The organism is Streptomyces sp. HUAS YS2, assembly GCF_033343995.1.
In the GTDB taxonomy this organism is placed as follows: domain Bacteria; phylum Actinomycetota; class Actinomycetes; order Streptomycetales; family Streptomycetaceae; genus Streptomyces; species Streptomyces solicathayae.
This window is the reverse complement of record NZ_CP137573.1, coordinates 6,675,211-6,690,500: the sequence shown is the minus strand read 5'-3', so window position 1 is coordinate 6,690,500 and position 15,290 is coordinate 6,675,211. Positions and strand designations below refer to the sequence as shown.

Below are 15,290 nucleotides of genomic sequence, written 5' to 3'. Positions count from 1 at the left end.
TCGGACCTCCGAACCGGTCCCGAGCGGGTCGACCTGCGACGGTCGCGGCTCGGGGCCGGGCCTGTCCGGTCCTCGTCCCGTCAGACCTGCAGATCCGGGCCGATCCGGTTGTGGATCGCGTCCTGGACCTCGGCCTCCTCGGCCGGGTCGGCGGCCAGTCGGCGCAATCGTTCGGCGACCCGGACGTCCCCGGTCTCCGCGTGCTGGGCCGCGATCTCGCGGGTCGTCTCCTCGCAGTCCCAGAGGCACTCGACGGCGAAACCGGTCGCGTACGTGGGGTCGGTCGCGGCGAGCGCGCGGGCGGTGCGGCCGCGCAGCTCGGACGAGGAGGTCTCGCGGTAGACGTGGCGCAGGACGGGCGCGGCGCAGGCGATTCCGAGCCGGCCGGCGCCGTCGACGAGCGCGTACAGGGCGGTCGCGTCGGGGCCGTCGGAGCGGACGGTCTGGCGCAGGGCGCCGAGCACGAGCGGGGCGTCGTGCGCCGCGCCGCGGTCGGCGAGTACGGCGGCGGCCGACGCGCCGAGCGCGTCAGGACGGTGCACCCAGCCGCGGGCGCGGTCGACGGCGGCCTCGCCGCACATCCGCTCGAAGGCACTGACGGCGGCTTCCGCGACGATCCGGGAGGGGTCGGTCGTCGCGGCCTCGATCAGGTCGAGCACGGCAGGGTCACGGGCCTCGGCCAGGTAGTGCAGGGCGGCGCAGCGCGCCCCGTCGGGTCCGCTGCGGGCGGCTTCGACGATGGCGGGCCGGTCGTCGGGCCCTGCGACGGCGGTGAGGCAGCGGGCGGCGGGCCCGTGCAGCACCGAACCGCGCTCCAGGCCCTGCTGGGCCCAGTCGAAGACGGCCTGGACGCTCCAGCCGGGGCGGGGCCCGGTCGGCCGCATCTGGCGGGTCCAGCGGTCGAACGACCCCTGTTCCTGCGCGGCGCGCACGCGGGCGCCGACGACGTCCCGCTGGTCCTCGGCCCACAGCCGCCAGGGCCGGGGCTCGAAGGCGTCGCGGACGGCGCTCGCCAGCTCGGCGTCGCCCTCCGGTCCGGCCGGGAAGCGGCCGAGGACGGGCAGGGCGAGCGCGCGCAGGCCGGCGTCGTCGTCGCGCAGGGCGAGTTCGTCGAGCGCCCAGGCCCAGTTCGACCCCGTCGCCGCGTAGCGCCGGAGCAGGAGGAGGGCGTCCCGGCGGCCGTAGGCGGCGAGGTGTCCCAGGACGGCGAGCGCGAGCCCGGTCCTGGAGTCCTCGGTGTCGAAGTGGTCCTCGGCCCCGAACAGGTGCGCCTCGATCTCGTCGAGACCGCCGTGCAGGTCCAGGTAGAGGCGGGCGTAGTAGAGGGAGCGGTTCTCGACCCGCCAGTCCTGACGCGGGTCGTGCAGCACGCAGTGGTTGAGGGCGGCCAGCGCCTCGGCACGTGGCGCGGCGAGCGCGTGGAGGGTGCCGTCGCCGCGGCCCCTCTGCAACAGGCCGAGCAGTGTGCCGCTCGGCGCTATGACTGGATCGAACATGGAAAATGCCTCACATCAAGCTGTCGACGCAACCGGGGAAAACCGGACAGGGGTGATCGCCTAGGCCGCGCGGCAACATGTCGAGCCGCTCGTCGTCCGTCGCTTGGTGATGACCATCTTCCGCTGCCTCTCGTCGGTGGCCCCCTGTGGGCTTGCCGTCATGATGACCCAGCCGTTTCCGGACGTCGACCACATTTACGGCACCGCTCTCACCTGCTGTTCAGTACCCGTTCACCGGGCTCCGAACAGTTCCAGGAGCTCGGCCTTGCCGAACATGCGGGCCGTGTCGACGGCGGACGGAGTCCCGGCTTCCGGATTCGCCCCGCCGGCGAGCAGCGCGCGGACGACGGCGTCCTCGCCCTTGAAGACCGCACCGGCGAGCGGGGTCTGACCACGGTCGTTGGCCCGGTCGGCGTCGGCGCCCCGGGCGAGCAGGGCCGCGACGGCGTCAGCGTGGCCGTGGTAGGCGGCGAGCATCACGAGGGAGTCGCCCCGGTCGTTGGTGAGGTTCGCGGGGACGCCCGCGTCGACGTACGCGGCGAGGGTGTCGGCGTCGCCGGTGCGCGCGAGGTCGAAGACCTTGGTCGCCAGCTCGACGACCTCGGGGTCCGGGGTCTCGCTCATCGTGTTCCGCCTCCTTGCCGGCCGCGCACGGCAACCGCAGCCGTACGAGTGAATCGACAGGGTACTGCCCGTCACACGACATGAGGGGGCGCGTCCACGGCAAAGATCACCCGCGGGCGGTGCGACGACCGGCCCTCCTACCGCACCCCGGGGCTTTCGCCACCCGGGGAACGCCCTCACGTCCGCCGGTCAAGTGAAATCGCCCTCATTTCACCCGTTTGCACCTTTTATCGCATCAATACTTCCTGTGAACCTGGAAGGACTCATGGTGACTGTCCCCTCAACCAGGAGAACCCCAAATGATCCTGTCCATCTCAGGTGTGGTGCTGCTCGGAATCATCTGCTTCCTGTTCTTCAAGAAGGACGGACTCAAGGCATCCCACGCCTTCGTCTGCGCGCTGTTCGGCTTCTACCTGGCCGGCACGGCGATCGCACCGAGCATCACCGCGGGCGGCCAGAGCCTGGCCAGCCTCCTGGGCGGCATCAAGTTCTGACGCCGACGCCCCACAGCCCCTTCCACAACTCCAGGAGTACGACGTGGCCCGGCGACCACTCCCCCGCATTCTGACCAGCGGCAGCGACCGGATCGCTCGCAGTCGAGAGATCGCTCGCACGGCCGCCGACAGCGCCACCGACGTGCTCCATCCGCTGATCACGATCACCCGTGGTCTACGGAGGCTGGCCGCGACCGCGCGCGCCAAGTGGGCCGCGACCCCCAAGGAACGACGCGGTCCCACGCTGTTCCTGGTCGCGGCCTGCGTCCTGGTCGTCGCACTCGTCCCGTACGGGCCCCTGCTGGCGCTCGTCGGGGTGATGGGCGCGGCCGCGTGGAAGGGGCGTGAACGGCCCGTCGTCAAGACGGGCCCCGACGAGGCCGAACTGGCCCGACTGCAGGGCCTGTACGAGGCGCTCGTGCCGTACTTCTCGGTACCCGACGACCCCGCGCCGCTCTTCGCCCACGGCGGCGAATGGAGCAGCGCGTTCGGCGACCACACCTTCGACGACGACGGCCGGCTGACCCGGCTGCGGATCAAGTACCCGGCGTACTTCACCGACGGCGAGGCCGCGTCCCGGGCCCGGATCGAACAGCTGCTGCACGCCAAGTCCGGGCGTGGCCGGGAGTACCGGTTCGACTGGGACGAGGAGGGCAACCAGCTCGTCATGACCGTTCTGGCGCCCCTGCCGACCGCGATCGCGGCGCAGCGGTTCGTGACCGCGCCCGGCGAGACGGTGCTCGGCTTCACCGACGCGGACACGGTGCAGCGGACCGTTCCGGTCGTCACCGCGGAGGGCGAGGAGGACGCGCCGGCGGTGGTCTGGCGCACCGGGCCGCGTTCCACCGAGCCGCACCTGCTGGTCGTCGGCCAGCCCGGCAGCGGCGTCAGCTCGTTGCTCCGCTCGATCGCGCTGCAGGCCCTGCCGCACGGCGACGTGCTGATCGTGGAGGGGGCCGGCACCGGCGAGTACGCGTGCCTGGCCGGACGGGCCGGGGTGCTCGCGGTGGAGTGCGGGCTGTCCGGAGCTCTGGCGAGCCTGGAATGGGCGGCGCAGGAGACCGAGCGGCGGCTGATCGCGGCGAACCGCGCCCGGCAGGCGGGCCTGCCCGCCCCCGAGGACACCAAGCGGCCGCTGTGGCTCCTGCTCGACCGGCCGAGCGTCCTCACCCACCTCGCGGCGGCGGACGACCGCACCGACCCGCAGACCCTGCTCCAGGTGCCGCTGCGGCACGGCCGGGCGGCGCAGGTCACCGTGGTGGTGGCGGAACAGTTCGACAGCGTGGACGCGGTCGGCGAGGCGGTACGGAGCCACACCCGGGCCCGGGTCGTGCTCGGTCCGGCGTCCCCGGCGCAGACCGCGTCGGTCCTCGGCACGGAGCCGCACACCACGCCGACGCCGGACGTCCCCCCGGGCCGCGGCTACGCCCGCCTGGGCACGGCCCCGGTGTTGCGCCTCCAGGTCCCGGCGACGCCCGACCCGTACGACGACGCGGCCCCGGCCGCGCACCGCCAGGCGGTCACGTCCCTGCTGCCGCCGCGCGCCAGCGCGCTCGCGCCGGACCCGGTCCCGGACCAGGACCTGCTCTCGGAGCCGGACACGGAGTCGACGCAGCAGCACGCGGCGGTCACGGCGGAGACCTGACCGGCAGAGCCCGAAAGAACGGCCCGTACGCGGCGCGCGAGCGCGCCATGTACGGGCCGTTCCACGTCAGGTGGCCGATGCCGCCGCGCGTCAGGCCACGAACGTCCGCGGTGGTTCCGCGCCCGTCGCCGCGCCGGAGGCGACCAGGCGGGCGGCGGCGGCGAGGCGGGCGGCGGCCTCCTCGGCGACCGGGCCGCCGACCGTGAAGGGGAGCCGGACATAGCCCTCGAACGCGCCGTCGACGCCGAAGCGCGGGCCGGACGGCACCCGGACACCGACCCGCTCGCCGACCTCGGCGAGCCGCGAGCCGGACAGGCCGCCGGTGCGGACCCACAACGTCAGGCCGCCCTTCGGGACCTGGAACTCCCAGTCCGGCAGCTCCGCCCGCACCGCCGCCACCAGCGCGTCGCGGTTCTCCCTGGCCTGGGCGCGGCGGATCGAGACCGCCTGCTCCCAGCCGCCGGTCCGCATCAGCCAGTGCACGCCCAGCTGCTCCAGGACCGGGGTGCCCAGGTCCGCGTAGGCGCGCGCCGCGACGAGCGAGCGGATGACGTCGGGCGCGGCCCGCACCCATCCGATCCGCATCCCGGCCCAGAAGGCCTTGCTCGCGGAGCCGACCGTCAGCACCGTCGCCCCGGCCGGGTCGAACGCGCAGACCGGCCGTGGCATCACGATGTCGTCGTCCAGGTACAGCTCGGTCATCGTCTCGTCGACGACGAGGACCGTCCCGGCCGAGCGGGCCGCGTCGACGAGCTGCCGCCGCTGGTCCTCGTCGGCGAGCGCGCCGGTCGGGTTGTGGAAGTCGGCGACGACGTACGCGAGGCGCGGCGCCGCGTCCCGCAGCACCTGCCTCCAGCGGCCGAGGTCCCAGCCGCGGAGGCCCTCCGCCATGGCCACGGGGACCAGCCGGGCGCCGGCCTCGCGCATGAGCTGGAGGATGTTCGCGTACGACGGCGACTCGACGGCGATCCGCTCGCCGCGCCCGGCGAAGAGGTGGCAGATCGCGTCGATGGCGCCCATCGCGCCGGTCGTCACCATGATCTGTTCGGGCATGGTCGGGATGCCGCGCTCGGTGTAGCGGTCGGCGATCATCTGCCGGAGCACGGGCAGGCCCGCCGGGTAGTCGCCGTGGGTGTGCGCGTACGGAGGCAGTTCCTCCAGGGCACCCTGGACGCTTCGGGTGAGCCACGGCTCCGGCGCGGGCAGCGCCGCGCAGCCGAGGTCGATCATGGAGCCGAGCGACTCCGGCGGCAGGGGTTCGAGCCCGCGCGCGGGCAGCGGGTTGCCGGCCGGGACGGCGGTCCAGCTGCCGGCGCCGCGCCGGGACTCGAGGAAGCCCTCCGCGCGCAGCGCCTCGTACGCCGCGGCGACCGTCGTCCTGCTCACGGTGAGCGCGAGCGCGAGTTCCCGCTCGGCGGGCAGCCGGGCGGCGACCGGGACCCGGCCCTCCAGGACGAGCAGCCGGATGCCGTCGGCCAGCGCGCGGTAGGCGGGCGGCTTGCGGGCCCCGGGGCCCGCGGGCCGGGGCTGCTGCGCCGAGAGCTGGCGGGCCAGCTGCGCCGCACCCACTGCTGAAGTCCAGTCAGCCATGGAATTCAGTCCACCTTCCTCGAATTGGCCATGGTTGGGGTCCACTCCCCCGCCACAGAGTGTCATGTGTCAGTCCACATCCACCAGACAGGGGGGTACTTCCATGTCCATCGCCTCCGGCCTCCGCGGCCGGCACCTGACCCGCCGCCTCACCCAGCTCTACGTGGGGCTGGCGCTGTACGGGGTGAGCTCGGCGCTGCTCGTGCGCGGCGGGCTCGGCCTGGAGCCCTGGGGCGTCCTCCATCAGGGTCTCGCGGAGCGGACCGGACTGACCATCGGAGTCGTGTCGATCATCGTCGGCGCGATCGTGCTGCTGCTGTGGATCCCGATCCGGCAGAAGCCGGGGCTCGGCACGGTCTCCAACGTCTTCGTGATCGGCATCGCGATGGACGGCACCCTCGCGCTCGTCCCGGACGCCCACGACCTGGCCTGGCGGATCGGCCTGATGGTCCTGGGTGTCGTGCTCAACGGCCTCGCCACCGGCCTCTACATCGCCGCCCGCTTCGGCCCCGGCCCGCGCGACGGCCTGATGACCGGTCTGCACCGGCTCACCGGCCGTTCGATCCGGCTGGTCCGCACCGCCATCGAGGTGGCCGTGGTGGCCACCGGCTTCCTGCTCGGCGGCTCGCTGGGCGTCGGCACGGTGCTGTACGCGCTGAGCATCGGCCCGCTGGCGCAGTTCTTCCTCCGCTTCTTCGCCGTCCCGCAGGAGGGCGCCGTCAGCACGGTCGTCGCCTCGGGGACACCGGAGCAGGCCATACTGCGTGCGTGACTCGCGTACGACACCCCTACCTGGACCACCCGGCCCCGATTCCGTTCGCCCACCGAGGCGGTACGGCGGACGGCCTGGAGAACACCGCGGCCGCGTTCCGGCGCGCCGCCTCGACGGGCTACCGCTACTTCGAGACCGATGTGCACACCACGTCCGACGGCGTGCTGGTGGCCTTCCACGACACGACGCTGGACCGGGTCACGGACACCGCCGGCCGGATCCGGGACCTGCCGTGGAGTGCGGTGCGCGAGGCGCGGGTGGCGGGCAAGGAGCCACTGCCGCTCTTCGAGGACCTGCTCGACGAGTTCCCCGAGGCCCGCTGGAACGTGGACCTGAAGGCGGAGTCCTCGCTGGAGCCGCTGGTCGACCTGATCCGCCGGACCGGCGCCTGGGACCGGGTCTGCGTGGGCTCCTTCGACGAGGGCCGGGTGGCCCGGGCGCAGCGCCTGGCGGGGCCGCGGCTCGCCACCTCGTACGGCGTGCGCGGGGTCGTCGGCCTGCGGCTGCGGTCGTTCGGCGTGCCGGCGGCGCTGCGCGCGGGCGTGGTGGCGGCGCAGGTTCCGGAGAGCCAGGGCGGGATCCGGGTGGTGGACCGGCGCTTCGTCCGGGCGGCGCACGCGCGCGGGGTCCAGGTCCACGTGTGGACGATCAATGATCCGGAGCGGATGAACTCTCTCCTCGACCTGGGAGTGGATGGCATCATGACCGATCATCTGGAGACGCTGCGCGACGTCCTGACCGCTCGGGGCGCGTGGAGCTGAGCGCGCGTCCCGGCATCGGGGACGAATCAAGGGGGCCGCGGACGTGACCGCTGACACCGCCGAACCGGAGGGCCGCACGGCCGATCCGGCGGACCGCAAGCGCGAACAGCGCGGCTGGTACTTCTACGACTTCGCCTGCTCGGTGTACTCGACGAGCGTGGTGACCGTTTTCCTCGGCCCGTATCTCACCGCGGTGGCCAAGAAGGCCGCGGACACCGAGGGCTTCGTGCACCCGCTCGGGATACCCGTGCGGGCCGGCTCGCTCTTCGCGTACGCGGTGTCGGCGTCGATCGTCATCGCGGTGCTCCTGATGCCGCTGGTCGGCGCGGCCGCGGACCGGACCGGCCGGAAGAAGCCGATACTCGCCGCCGCGGCCTACGTGGGCGCGGCCGCGACGACCGCCATGTTCTTCCTGGAGGGCGACCGCTACCTGCTGGGGGCGTTCCTGCTGATCGTGGCGAACGCCTCGCTGTCCGTGTCGACGGTCGTGTACAACGCCTATCTGCCGCAGATCGCCGAGCCCGACGAGCGGGACGCGGTCTCCTCGCGCGGCTGGGCGTTCGGGTACACCTCGGGCGCGCTGATGCTCGTGCTCAACCTGGTCCTGTACTCGCAGCACGACGCGTTCGGGCTGAGCGAGGGCACGGCGGTACGGATCTGTCTGGCGTCGGCCGGTCTGTGGTGGGGCGCGTTCACGCTGGTGCCGCTGCGCCGGCTGCGGGACCGGCGGATGGAACCCGCGGTGCGCGAGCACGCGGTCGGCAGCGGCTGGAAGCAGCTGGTCGCGACGTTGCGGGACATGCGCCGGTATCCGCTGACGCTGTCGTTCCTGGCGGCGTACCTGATCTACAACGACGGCGTGCAGACCGTGATCTCGCAGGCGTCGATCTACGGCTCGGAGGAGCTGAAGCTGGAGCAGACGACGCTGATCACGGCGGTGCTGCTGGTGCAGGTGCTGGCGGTGGCGGGCGCTCTCGGGATGGGCCGGCTGGCCCGTACGTACGGGGCGAAGCGCACGGTGCTGGCCTCGCTGGCGGTGTGGACGCTGATCCTGGCGGCGGGCTACTTCCTGCCGGCCGGGGCTCCGGTGGCGTTCTTCTGTCTGGCGGCGGCGATCGGTCTGGTGCTGGGCGGCAGCCAGGCGCTGTCCCGGTCCCTGTTCTCGCATCTGGTGCCGCGCGGCAAGGAGGCGGAGTACTTCGCCGCGTACGAGATGAGCGACCGGGGGCTGAGCTGGCTGGGACCGCTGGTTTTCGGTCTCGCGTATCAGCTGACCGGCAGCTACCGGGATGCGATCATCTCCCTGGTGATCTTCTTCCTGGTGGGATTCGTGCTGCTCGCGCGGGTGCCGGTGCGGCAGGCGGTGGCCGCCGCGGGCAACCCCGTACCCGCGCGGATTTAGACGCCGGAACGAAAGTCCGGTAGTGTACACCTTTGGCCTGCCAGCCGGACCGTTACTGCGTGCCGACTTGGTGAAAGCGCTGGGTGACATCTGCTGCCAGATGTGACAAACCGGGCACTGGTGGGTACAACAAGGGGCGGCACGACGGGCGACGCATGACCCGCAACGGGAATCTTTACCGCCGACCGGACGTTGACCGGATGACGACGACAGCGACACCTGTCCTGTGGGCGACAAGCCCGGGAGGCACGATTCATGAGTGAGCGAGCTCTTCGCGGCACGCGCCTCGTGGTGACCAGCTACGAGACCGACCGCGGCATCGATCTGGCCCCGCGCCAGGCGGTGGAGTACGCATGCGAGAAGGGGCATCGTTTCGAGATGCCGTTCTCGGTCGAGGCGGAGATTCCGCCGGAGTGGGAGTGCAAGGTCTGCGGAAGCCAGGCACTCCTGGTTGACGGGGACGGCCCCGAGGAGAAGAAGGGCAAGCCGGCGCGTACGCACTGGGACATGCTCATGGAGCGACGCACCCGCGAGGAGCTCGAGGAGGTGCTGGCCGAGCGGCTGGCGGTCCTGCGTTCCGGCGCCATGAACATCGCCGTGCATCCGCGCGACAGCCGGAAGTCCGCCTAGCGGACGACCCGGTCAGCACAACGCCGCGGGGCCCGGTACACCGAGTGTGTACCGGGCCCCGCGGCGTTGTGCGTGGATCACGGCGTGATCGGCGGGCGGGGCTCCTGGGTCGGCCGGGCCCCCTGGGACGCGTCCTCGCGGATGACCTCGCCCTGGACCACCTTCCCGTCCGGGCGGTGGATGCGGGCCTGCTGGAAGGCGTCCTGGAGACTGCCCGGCGCCGCGGCCGCCATCATCCGGCGCTTCATAGCCTTCTCCGCGTACCGGCCGAGAGCCGAGCGGATCGGCGGCACGAGCAGCAGCAGACCGGCCACGTCGGAGATCAGGCCGGGGATCATCAGGAGCAGACCGCCGAGCATCAGGAAGCCGTTGCGGTCGTCCGAGCCGTTACGGCCGGCAGTCGGGGCCAGGCCGCTCTGCGCCGCCGCCTGGGCCTCCTTGAAGGTCTCGGAGAGGTTGGCGAACGCGCGCCGCCCGGCCTTCTTGATCACGACGGCGCCGAGCACAGCGCCGCCGACGAGGAGCAGGAACACGGTCAGCCCGCCGACCGCGCCCGCCACCACCGTCAGCAGCCAGATCTCCAGGACCAGCCAGACGGCGAGGGCGAGCGGGAGGAAGGTGCGCGCTCGGGAGCGCTTCGGGGTGGTGGGAGGCGGTGCGCCGGTCGTCATGCCCCCCAGTGTGCCTGGCCCCCGGCAGGAACGTCGTAAAGGAGGGACAGGGGCCGGGGAGGCTCAGCGGGCGGACCCGCGGCCGAGCAGCTTGCCGACCTTGCGGGCGCGGTCGCCGATGCCCCAGCCGGCGACCCGCCAGACCGCCTCGACGAGGATGTCCTTGCTCATCTTCGAGTCGCCGATCTCGCGCTCGACGAAGGTGATCGGCACCTCGACCACGTGGAAGCCGGCCGCCACCGCGCGGCGGGCCAGGTCGACCTGGAAGCAGTAGCCGGCCGACACCACGTCGTCCAGGCCGAGGCCCTCCAGGGTCTCCCGGCGGAAGGCCCGGTAGCCGCCGGTGACGTCGCGCAGCGGGAGGTCGAGCAGGACGCGCGAGTAGAGGCTGCCGCCGCGGGAGATGACCTCGCGGGACTTGGGCCAGTTCACGATCCGGCCGCCGGGGACCCAGCGGGATCCGAGCACGAGGTCGGCGCCCTTGAGCGCGGTGAGCAGCCGGGGCAGTTCCTCGGGCTGGTGCGAGCCGTCGGCGTCCATCTCGACGAGGACGCCGAAGTCGTGCTCGATGCCCCAGCGGAAGCCGGCCAGGTACGCGGCGCCGAGGCCCTCCTTGCCCTTGCGGTGCAGGACGTGGACGTGGTCGTCGCCGGCGGCCAGCTCGTCGGCGAACTTGCCGGTGCCGTCGGGGCTGTTGTCGTCGGCGACGAGGATGTGCGCGTCGGGGACGGATGCCCGCACCCGGGCGACGATCGGCTTGATGTTCTCGGCCTCGTTGTAGGTCGGGATGATCACCAACGCTCTGCCGAGCGGGCCGTATCGCCTCTGGCCACCGTCGTTCACTGCTGCCCCTTTGACGTCCGTTCGCGAGTCCCCACCATAGCGACCCCTTCGCGCAGGTCGACGGTGCGGGCGCGCGCGGCGGGGCGCGCCGATCCGGCACGGAAGGTTCCGGATGTGCTGCGGATAGGGGCCCGGCGTCCTTCGGGCCGACCTGGGCCCCGCTGGCTGCGGGTTGCCGAGAGCCGTTGTCTACTGAACGCCCGGGCCCCACCCGGATCACACCCTCCGCCGGAAAAACCTTCCCTCGCCCCCGAGGCGCGGGCGCTGAACCTGGCTCCGGAACGGGAGCGCGCCGGTCGTGGCGCGCCCCGTCCCATGACCCAGCGGCGTTCGACGACTGCGTGGAGGTGTGAACCGGTCGGACGTCCCGTGGTGGACGCGCTGAACCTACCGGCGGGTGCGGGCTTCCTGTCAACACTCGTTTGACCTGCGCCGACGAGCGGAAAGGCCAGGTCAGCGACGAAGATCCGCAGGTCGTGGCAGAGCTCTTCGATCATCGTTGGGCGGTACGAAATGTCCCGATGTCACTCGTTCGGCCGTACGAAAACCGTTTGTCCGAAGACCACCGTCCGCAGGCAGACGGGGAGTTCGCGGCCGGGGGTCAGATCGGGCAGACCGGGCGTGCCGGACCGCGGATCGGTCGACCAGCGGGCCACCCGGTCGTCCGGCGCCTGCACCACGAGTTCGCCGGTCCGCCAGACCGCGTAGTCGGCCGGAGCACCGGGGACCAGGGCGCCCGCGTCGTCGCGGCCGATCGCCCGCCAGCCGCCGCGGGTGTGCGCGGTGAACGCGGCGCGGACCGAGACACGGTGCTCGGGGGTCCGGTGGAAGGCGGCGGCCCGGACGGCGCCCCAGGGGTCCAGCGGGGTCACCGGGCTGTCCGAACCGAGCGCCAGCGGGACACCGGCGCGCAGCAGGGCGGCGTACGGGTTGAGGGTGCGGGCCCGCTCGGCGCCGAGGCGTTCGGCGTACATGCCGTCCTCGCCGCCCCAGGCCGCGTCGAACGCGGGCTGGACGGAGGCGGTGAGGCCGAGTTCGGCGAAGGCGGCGATCGTCTCCGGGGTCATCATCTCGGCGTGCTCGACGCGGTGCCGGGCGGCCCGGATCCGGGCGAGCCCGACCTTCTCCGAGGCGGCCCGGACGCCCTCGACGACGGCGGTCACGGCGGCGTCGCCGATGGCGTGGAAACCGGCCTGGAGTCCGGCCTCGGTGCAGGCCACGACGTGCGCGGCGACGGCGGCCGCGTCGAGGTGGGCGGCGCCGAGGTGACCGGCGGCGGCATCGGCGTACGGCTCGTGCAGGCAGGCGGTGTGCGAGCCGAGGGAGCCGTCGACGAACAGGTCGCCGGCCGCGCCGCGGGCGCCGAGCGCGCGGGCCCGCTCGATGTCCAGGTCGGCCCAGTAGCCGACCACCCGCGGCCCGGGACCGTCGAGGCCGAGCAGGCCGGTGAAGTCGTCCTCGGAGGAGATCTGCGGACCGCCGCACTCGTGGACGGTGCCGATGCCGAGCGAGGCGGCGTGGGCGAGCGCGGTGCGCTGGGCCTCGGCGCGCTGCGCGGGCGCGACGGCGGCGTACGCGGCGGCGCGCACCGCGTGGTGGGCGTCGCCGGTCAGCGGTTCGCCGTCGCGGAAGCCGTCGAGCGCGCGGACGCCGGGGACGAGGTCGAGCAGGGCGGTGGTGACGACGGCCGAGTGGACGTCGATCCGGGTCAGGTAGAGGGGACGGCCGCCGGTGAGCTCGTCCAGCTCGTCGCGGCGGAGCGGGCGGCGCTCGGGCCAGCGAGCCGCGTCCCAGCCGTGGCCGATCAGGATCCGGTCGTCCGGCCGGGCCTCGGCGTACGCGCGGATGCGCGTCGCGGCGTCGGCGAGCGACCGCGCCCCGGACAGGTCGAGCCCGGTCAGCGCGAGGCCGGTCGCCGTGGTGTGCACATGCGCGTCGACGAAGGCGGGGGTGACCAGCGCGCCGTCGAGGTCGACCACCTCGTCGACCCCGTCGGCGAACGCGTCGGCCGCGCCCTCCGAGCCCACCCAGGCGACGTGCCCGCGCTCCACCACCATGGCGGTGGCGAAGGGGTCGGCGGGGCTGTGGACTTCTCCCCGGCGCAGCAGGACGGTGCGGTGCGCGTCCTCGGGGAGGTTCCGGTTCAGGCTGTCGGTCATGGTGACCAGCCTAGGCAGGGGCCGGGCCCCTGCCTGACAGCGGCCTAGATGCGCGGCGGCCTGGCTTCGTACGGGGTGGACAGGACGACGGTGGTGCGGCTGGACACTCCGGCCTGCGAACGGATCCGGGTGAGCAGGTGCTCCAGCTCCAGCGGGGTGGCCACGCGCACCTTGAGGATGTAGTTCTCCTCGCCGGCGACGCTGTGACAGGCCTCGATCTCGGGGATGTCGGCGAGCCGGTCGGGGGTGTCGTCCGGGGCGCTGGGATCGAAGGGTTTCACCGAGATGAAGGCGGTCAGGGGCAGCCCCACGGCCTCGGGGTCGACGACCGCGGCATAGCCGCGGATCACCCCGCGCTGCTCAAGACGGCGGACGCGCTGATGCACCGCCGACGTGGACAGGCCGGTGGCCTTGCCCAGGTCGGTGTAGCTCATGCGCCCGTCCTTGACCAGCAATTCGACGATCTGACGATCCAGCTCCTCCATGCGGTCAACCTATTGCCCCGGATGCGGAAAGGCACGGCCGGCCGGCACCCCAATGCACACGAATGGGCACGCGTGCGGCACCTGCGACGGGCATGTGACGAACGCCACAGCTCACCGGCCGAGTGGATCGTGACCTCGCGGTTACCGCGCGGGCGCGATGGGCATTGCTTGCTGTGGTCGAGGCCATACGTACTGGTCGACCCACCCGAGGGGGAGATTCTCCATGCAGGAGCCTGTTGATTCCGTCGTGACCACCGAGGACGACGTCCTCGACGCGTACGACACGTTCGAGATGTACCGGGTCGTCTGCCCGGACTGCGCCCAGCCGATCGCGCTGCTCGCGGACGAGGACACCCTCCCGGAGCACGCGCTCTGCCCGACGCCGTGGAACCCGTTCACGCTGACCGTGTGCCCCGGCACGGGTCGCGCGGCCGCGGACGCCCGCCCGGCGGACGAGACCCTCGACGTCCAGGAGCAGGACACCGCCCTCCTGCTGACACTCCCCCAGGGCCTGGACTGGCGGATGCAGCCCTTCTCGCACGTCGGCGGTCCGGGCTCGCGTCCGATCAGGGTGCCGCAGATGCGCCGCGCCGCCTGACGACGGCGCCGCACCCCACCATCCCTACCAGTAGTCCCCGCGCACCATCGCCGCGAGCGTGGCGTGGTGCAGGATCAGACCGTCCGGATTCTCCGGCACCTCCACCTCTCCGAAGTGCGCCTGCCGGTACGCGACCCTGAGCATGACGATCGCGTGCCGCAGGGCCGCGTAGAGGGTGTGGAAGTCCATGTCGCGCGGCGTGTGGCCGGTCAGTCCGGCGTAGCGCCGCTCGATCGCGTCCCGGCGCAGGAAGTCCGGCAGTCCGGGCTGGCCGAAGCTCACCGTGAGGTCCTGGAAGAACCGGTGCAGGTACACGGTCCAGCCGAGGTCGACCTCGCGCGGGGCGTACCCGGCCATCTCCCAGTCGAGCACGGCGGCCGGTTCGAAGCCGTCGTAGACGATGTTCCCGATGCGGGCGTCGCCCCAGTTGAGGACGGCGGGGCCCTCGTCGGCCGGCCAGTGGTCCTCCAGCCAGGCGAACGCGGACTCGATCAGCGGTGACGGCGCGAGGCCCTCGACCACCCAGGCGTAGTAGGCGCGTTGGGCGTCCACGTGGCGGCGCAGCGGGCTGCCGTCGCCGGCCGGCATGAGGAACTCGGCCTCCTTCGCCGGGAACTGGTCGTGCAGCCGGGCGAGGACGGCGACCGAGGCGGCCTCCAGCCGGGCGCGTTCGGCGTCCGTGGCGGAGTGCAGCCAGTTCCCCTCGTACGTGTAGGGCATGACGTCCGGCGGGACGCGGCCCTCGGCGCGTTCCATGACGAAGAACGGCGCGCCGAGCGGGCCCGGGTCGGTCTCCAGCCAGAGCACCCGGGGCACGGGCAGGTCGGTGTGTTCGCCGACGAGCCGCATCACGCGGTGCTGCCGCTCCATGTCGTACACCGGGAAGATCGTGTACGCGGCGGGGTCGGCGGCCAGCCGCAGGGCGCAGCCGCGGACGGGGGCGTCGGGGTGGTCGACGGTGAAGAGCAGGGTCTCGCTGGACATGCCGTTGGAGCCGGGGACGGCGATGTCGGTGATCCTGGCCCCGGTCAGCTTCGGGTCGAGCCAGGCGGTGAGCCGCCGGCCGAGCTCCTCGGGGTCGCGGGTGGTGGTGCGGGGGCGGGGTGCGGTGGCCATGGGC

The 15,290-nt window shown here is 72.9% G+C and carries 15 protein-coding genes; 7 read left to right on the top strand and 8 right to left on the bottom strand.

The genetic code is table 11. The features are described 5' to 3' along the window. Positions 1–80: 80 nt before the first annotated feature. Positions 81–1,496, bottom strand: coding sequence for a HEAT repeat domain-containing protein (locus R2D22_RS31035; RefSeq protein WP_318108225.1), 1,416 nt, complete (start codon positions 1,494–1,496; stop codon positions 81–83). Between the two features lie 231 nt (positions 1,497–1,727). Then, complete coding sequence (locus R2D22_RS31030; RefSeq protein WP_318108224.1) at positions 1,728–2,120, bottom strand: ankyrin repeat domain-containing protein; 393 nt, start codon at positions 2,118–2,120, stop codon at positions 1,728–1,730. 299 nt (positions 2,121–2,419) lie between these two features. Here R2D22_RS31030 and R2D22_RS31025 point away from each other — a divergent pair, with 299 nt between their 5' ends. Together R2D22_RS31025 and R2D22_RS31020 are read left to right on the top strand one after the other, a co-directional pair. Continuing rightward, complete coding sequence (locus R2D22_RS31025; RefSeq protein ID WP_318108223.1) at positions 2,420–2,614, top strand: hypothetical protein; 195 nt, start codon at positions 2,420–2,422, stop codon at positions 2,612–2,614. A gap of 43 nt (positions 2,615–2,657) precedes the next feature. Beyond that, a complete protein-coding gene (locus R2D22_RS31020; protein WP_318108222.1) occupies positions 2,658–4,259 on the top strand; it encodes a hypothetical protein in 1,602 nt (533 codons plus the stop codon). 90 nt (positions 4,260–4,349) lie between these two features. Here the strand turns inward: R2D22_RS31020 and R2D22_RS31015 are convergent, their stop codons facing one another. Next, positions 4,350–5,849 (bottom strand): SCO1417 family PLP biosynthesis transcription factor, encoded by a 1,500-nt coding sequence (locus R2D22_RS31015; protein ID WP_318108219.1) that lies wholly within the window; start codon positions 5,847–5,849, stop codon positions 4,350–4,352. A 103-nt stretch (positions 5,850–5,952) separates the two neighbouring features. Between R2D22_RS31015 and yczE the strand changes: the two genes are divergently transcribed. The 4 genes from yczE (at position 5,953) to R2D22_RS30995 (ending at position 9,414) form a co-directional block, all read left to right on the top strand. Beyond that, positions 5,953–6,621, top strand: a complete 669-nt coding sequence (gene yczE, locus R2D22_RS31010) for a membrane protein YczE (RefSeq protein ID WP_318108218.1) — start codon at positions 5,953–5,955, stop codon at positions 6,619–6,621. Next, entirely contained in the window at positions 6,618–7,382 is a 765-nt protein-coding gene (locus R2D22_RS31005; protein WP_318108217.1) for a glycerophosphodiester phosphodiesterase family protein, read from the top strand. Before yczE ends, R2D22_RS31005 begins: the two co-directional genes overlap by 4 nt. Before the next feature lie 43 nt (positions 7,383–7,425). Further along, positions 7,426–8,784 carry an MFS transporter gene (locus R2D22_RS31000; protein ID WP_318108216.1) on the top strand — a complete coding sequence of 453 codons (1,359 nt, stop codon included), beginning with the start codon at positions 7,426–7,428 and terminating at the stop codon, positions 8,782–8,784. Positions 8,785–9,039: 255 nt separating this feature from the next. Beyond that, positions 9,040–9,414, top strand: coding sequence for an RNA polymerase-binding protein RbpA (locus tag R2D22_RS30995; RefSeq protein ID WP_026278069.1), 375 nt, complete (start codon positions 9,040–9,042; stop codon positions 9,412–9,414). Positions 9,415–9,491: 77 nt separating this feature from the next. Here R2D22_RS30995 and fxsA read toward each other — a convergent pair whose 3' ends face one another. The 4 genes from fxsA to R2D22_RS30975 form a co-directional block, all read right to left on the bottom strand. Further along, positions 9,492–10,085 (bottom strand): FxsA family membrane protein, encoded by a 594-nt coding sequence (gene fxsA, locus R2D22_RS30990; protein ID WP_318108211.1) that lies wholly within the window; start codon positions 10,083–10,085, stop codon positions 9,492–9,494. Between the two features lie 63 nt (positions 10,086–10,148). Beyond that, entirely contained in the window at positions 10,149–10,928 is a 780-nt protein-coding gene (locus R2D22_RS30985) for a polyprenol monophosphomannose synthase (protein ID WP_318108210.1), read from the bottom strand. A gap of 524 nt (positions 10,929–11,452) precedes the next feature. Continuing rightward, on the bottom strand, positions 11,453–13,087 hold the full coding sequence (locus R2D22_RS30980) for an amidohydrolase (RefSeq protein WP_318108209.1): 1,635 nt from the start codon (positions 13,085–13,087) through the stop codon (positions 11,453–11,455). Positions 13,088–13,131: 44 nt separating this feature from the next. Then, a complete protein-coding gene (locus R2D22_RS30975; protein ID WP_123450256.1) occupies positions 13,132–13,572 on the bottom strand; it encodes an Lrp/AsnC family transcriptional regulator in 441 nt (146 codons plus the stop codon). 223 nt (positions 13,573–13,795) lie between these two features. Here R2D22_RS30975 and R2D22_RS30970 point away from each other — a divergent pair, with 223 nt between their 5' ends. Beyond that, positions 13,796–14,170 (top strand): hypothetical protein, encoded by a 375-nt coding sequence (locus R2D22_RS30970; protein WP_318108206.1) that lies wholly within the window; start codon positions 13,796–13,798, stop codon positions 14,168–14,170. A 24-nt stretch (positions 14,171–14,194) separates the two neighbouring features. On the opposite strand, the gene R2D22_RS30965 is transcribed toward R2D22_RS30970, so the two are convergent. Continuing rightward, the gene (locus R2D22_RS30965; RefSeq protein ID WP_318108205.1) at positions 14,195–15,286 is read right to left on the bottom strand and encodes a phosphotransferase family protein; all 1,092 of its coding nucleotides are present in this window, start codon (positions 15,284–15,286) and stop codon (positions 14,195–14,197) included. Positions 15,287–15,290 lie beyond the last annotated feature (4 nt).

What these genes read in the sequence shown, in the direction of transcription:
- R2D22_RS30970 (WP_318108206.1), top strand. Translation starts at nt 13,796, where the DNA reads ATGCAGGAGCCTGTTGATTCCGTCGTGACCACCGAGGACGACGTCCTC.
- R2D22_RS31025 (WP_318108223.1), top strand. Translation starts at nt 2,420, where the DNA reads ATGATCCTGTCCATCTCAGGTGTGGTGCTGCTCGGAATCATCTGCTTC.
- R2D22_RS30995 (WP_026278069.1), top strand. Translation starts at nt 9,040, where the DNA reads ATGAGTGAGCGAGCTCTTCGCGGCACGCGCCTCGTGGTGACCAGCTAC.
- fxsA (WP_318108211.1), bottom strand. Translation starts at nt 10,085, where the DNA reads ATGACGACCGGCGCACCGCCTCCCACCACCCCGAAGCGCTCCCGAGCG.
- R2D22_RS31035 (WP_318108225.1), bottom strand. Translation starts at nt 1,496, where the DNA reads ATGTTCGATCCAGTCATAGCGCCGAGCGGCACACTGCTCGGCCTGTTG.
- yczE (WP_318108218.1), top strand. Translation starts at nt 5,953, where the DNA reads ATGTCCATCGCCTCCGGCCTCCGCGGCCGGCACCTGACCCGCCGCCTC.
- R2D22_RS31015 (WP_318108219.1), bottom strand. Translation starts at nt 5,849, where the DNA reads ATGGCTGACTGGACTTCAGCAGTGGGTGCGGCGCAGCTGGCCCGCCAG.
- R2D22_RS31030 (WP_318108224.1), bottom strand. Translation starts at nt 2,120, where the DNA reads ATGAGCGAGACCCCGGACCCCGAGGTCGTCGAGCTGGCGACCAAGGTC.
- R2D22_RS30975 (WP_123450256.1), bottom strand. Translation starts at nt 13,572, where the DNA reads ATGGAGGAGCTGGATCGTCAGATCGTCGAATTGCTGGTCAAGGACGGG.
- R2D22_RS30980 (WP_318108209.1), bottom strand. Translation starts at nt 13,087, where the DNA reads ATGACCGACAGCCTGAACCGGAACCTCCCCGAGGACGCGCACCGCACC.
- R2D22_RS30965 (WP_318108205.1), bottom strand. Translation starts at nt 15,286, where the DNA reads ATGGCCACCGCACCCCGCCCCCGCACCACCACCCGCGACCCCGAGGAG.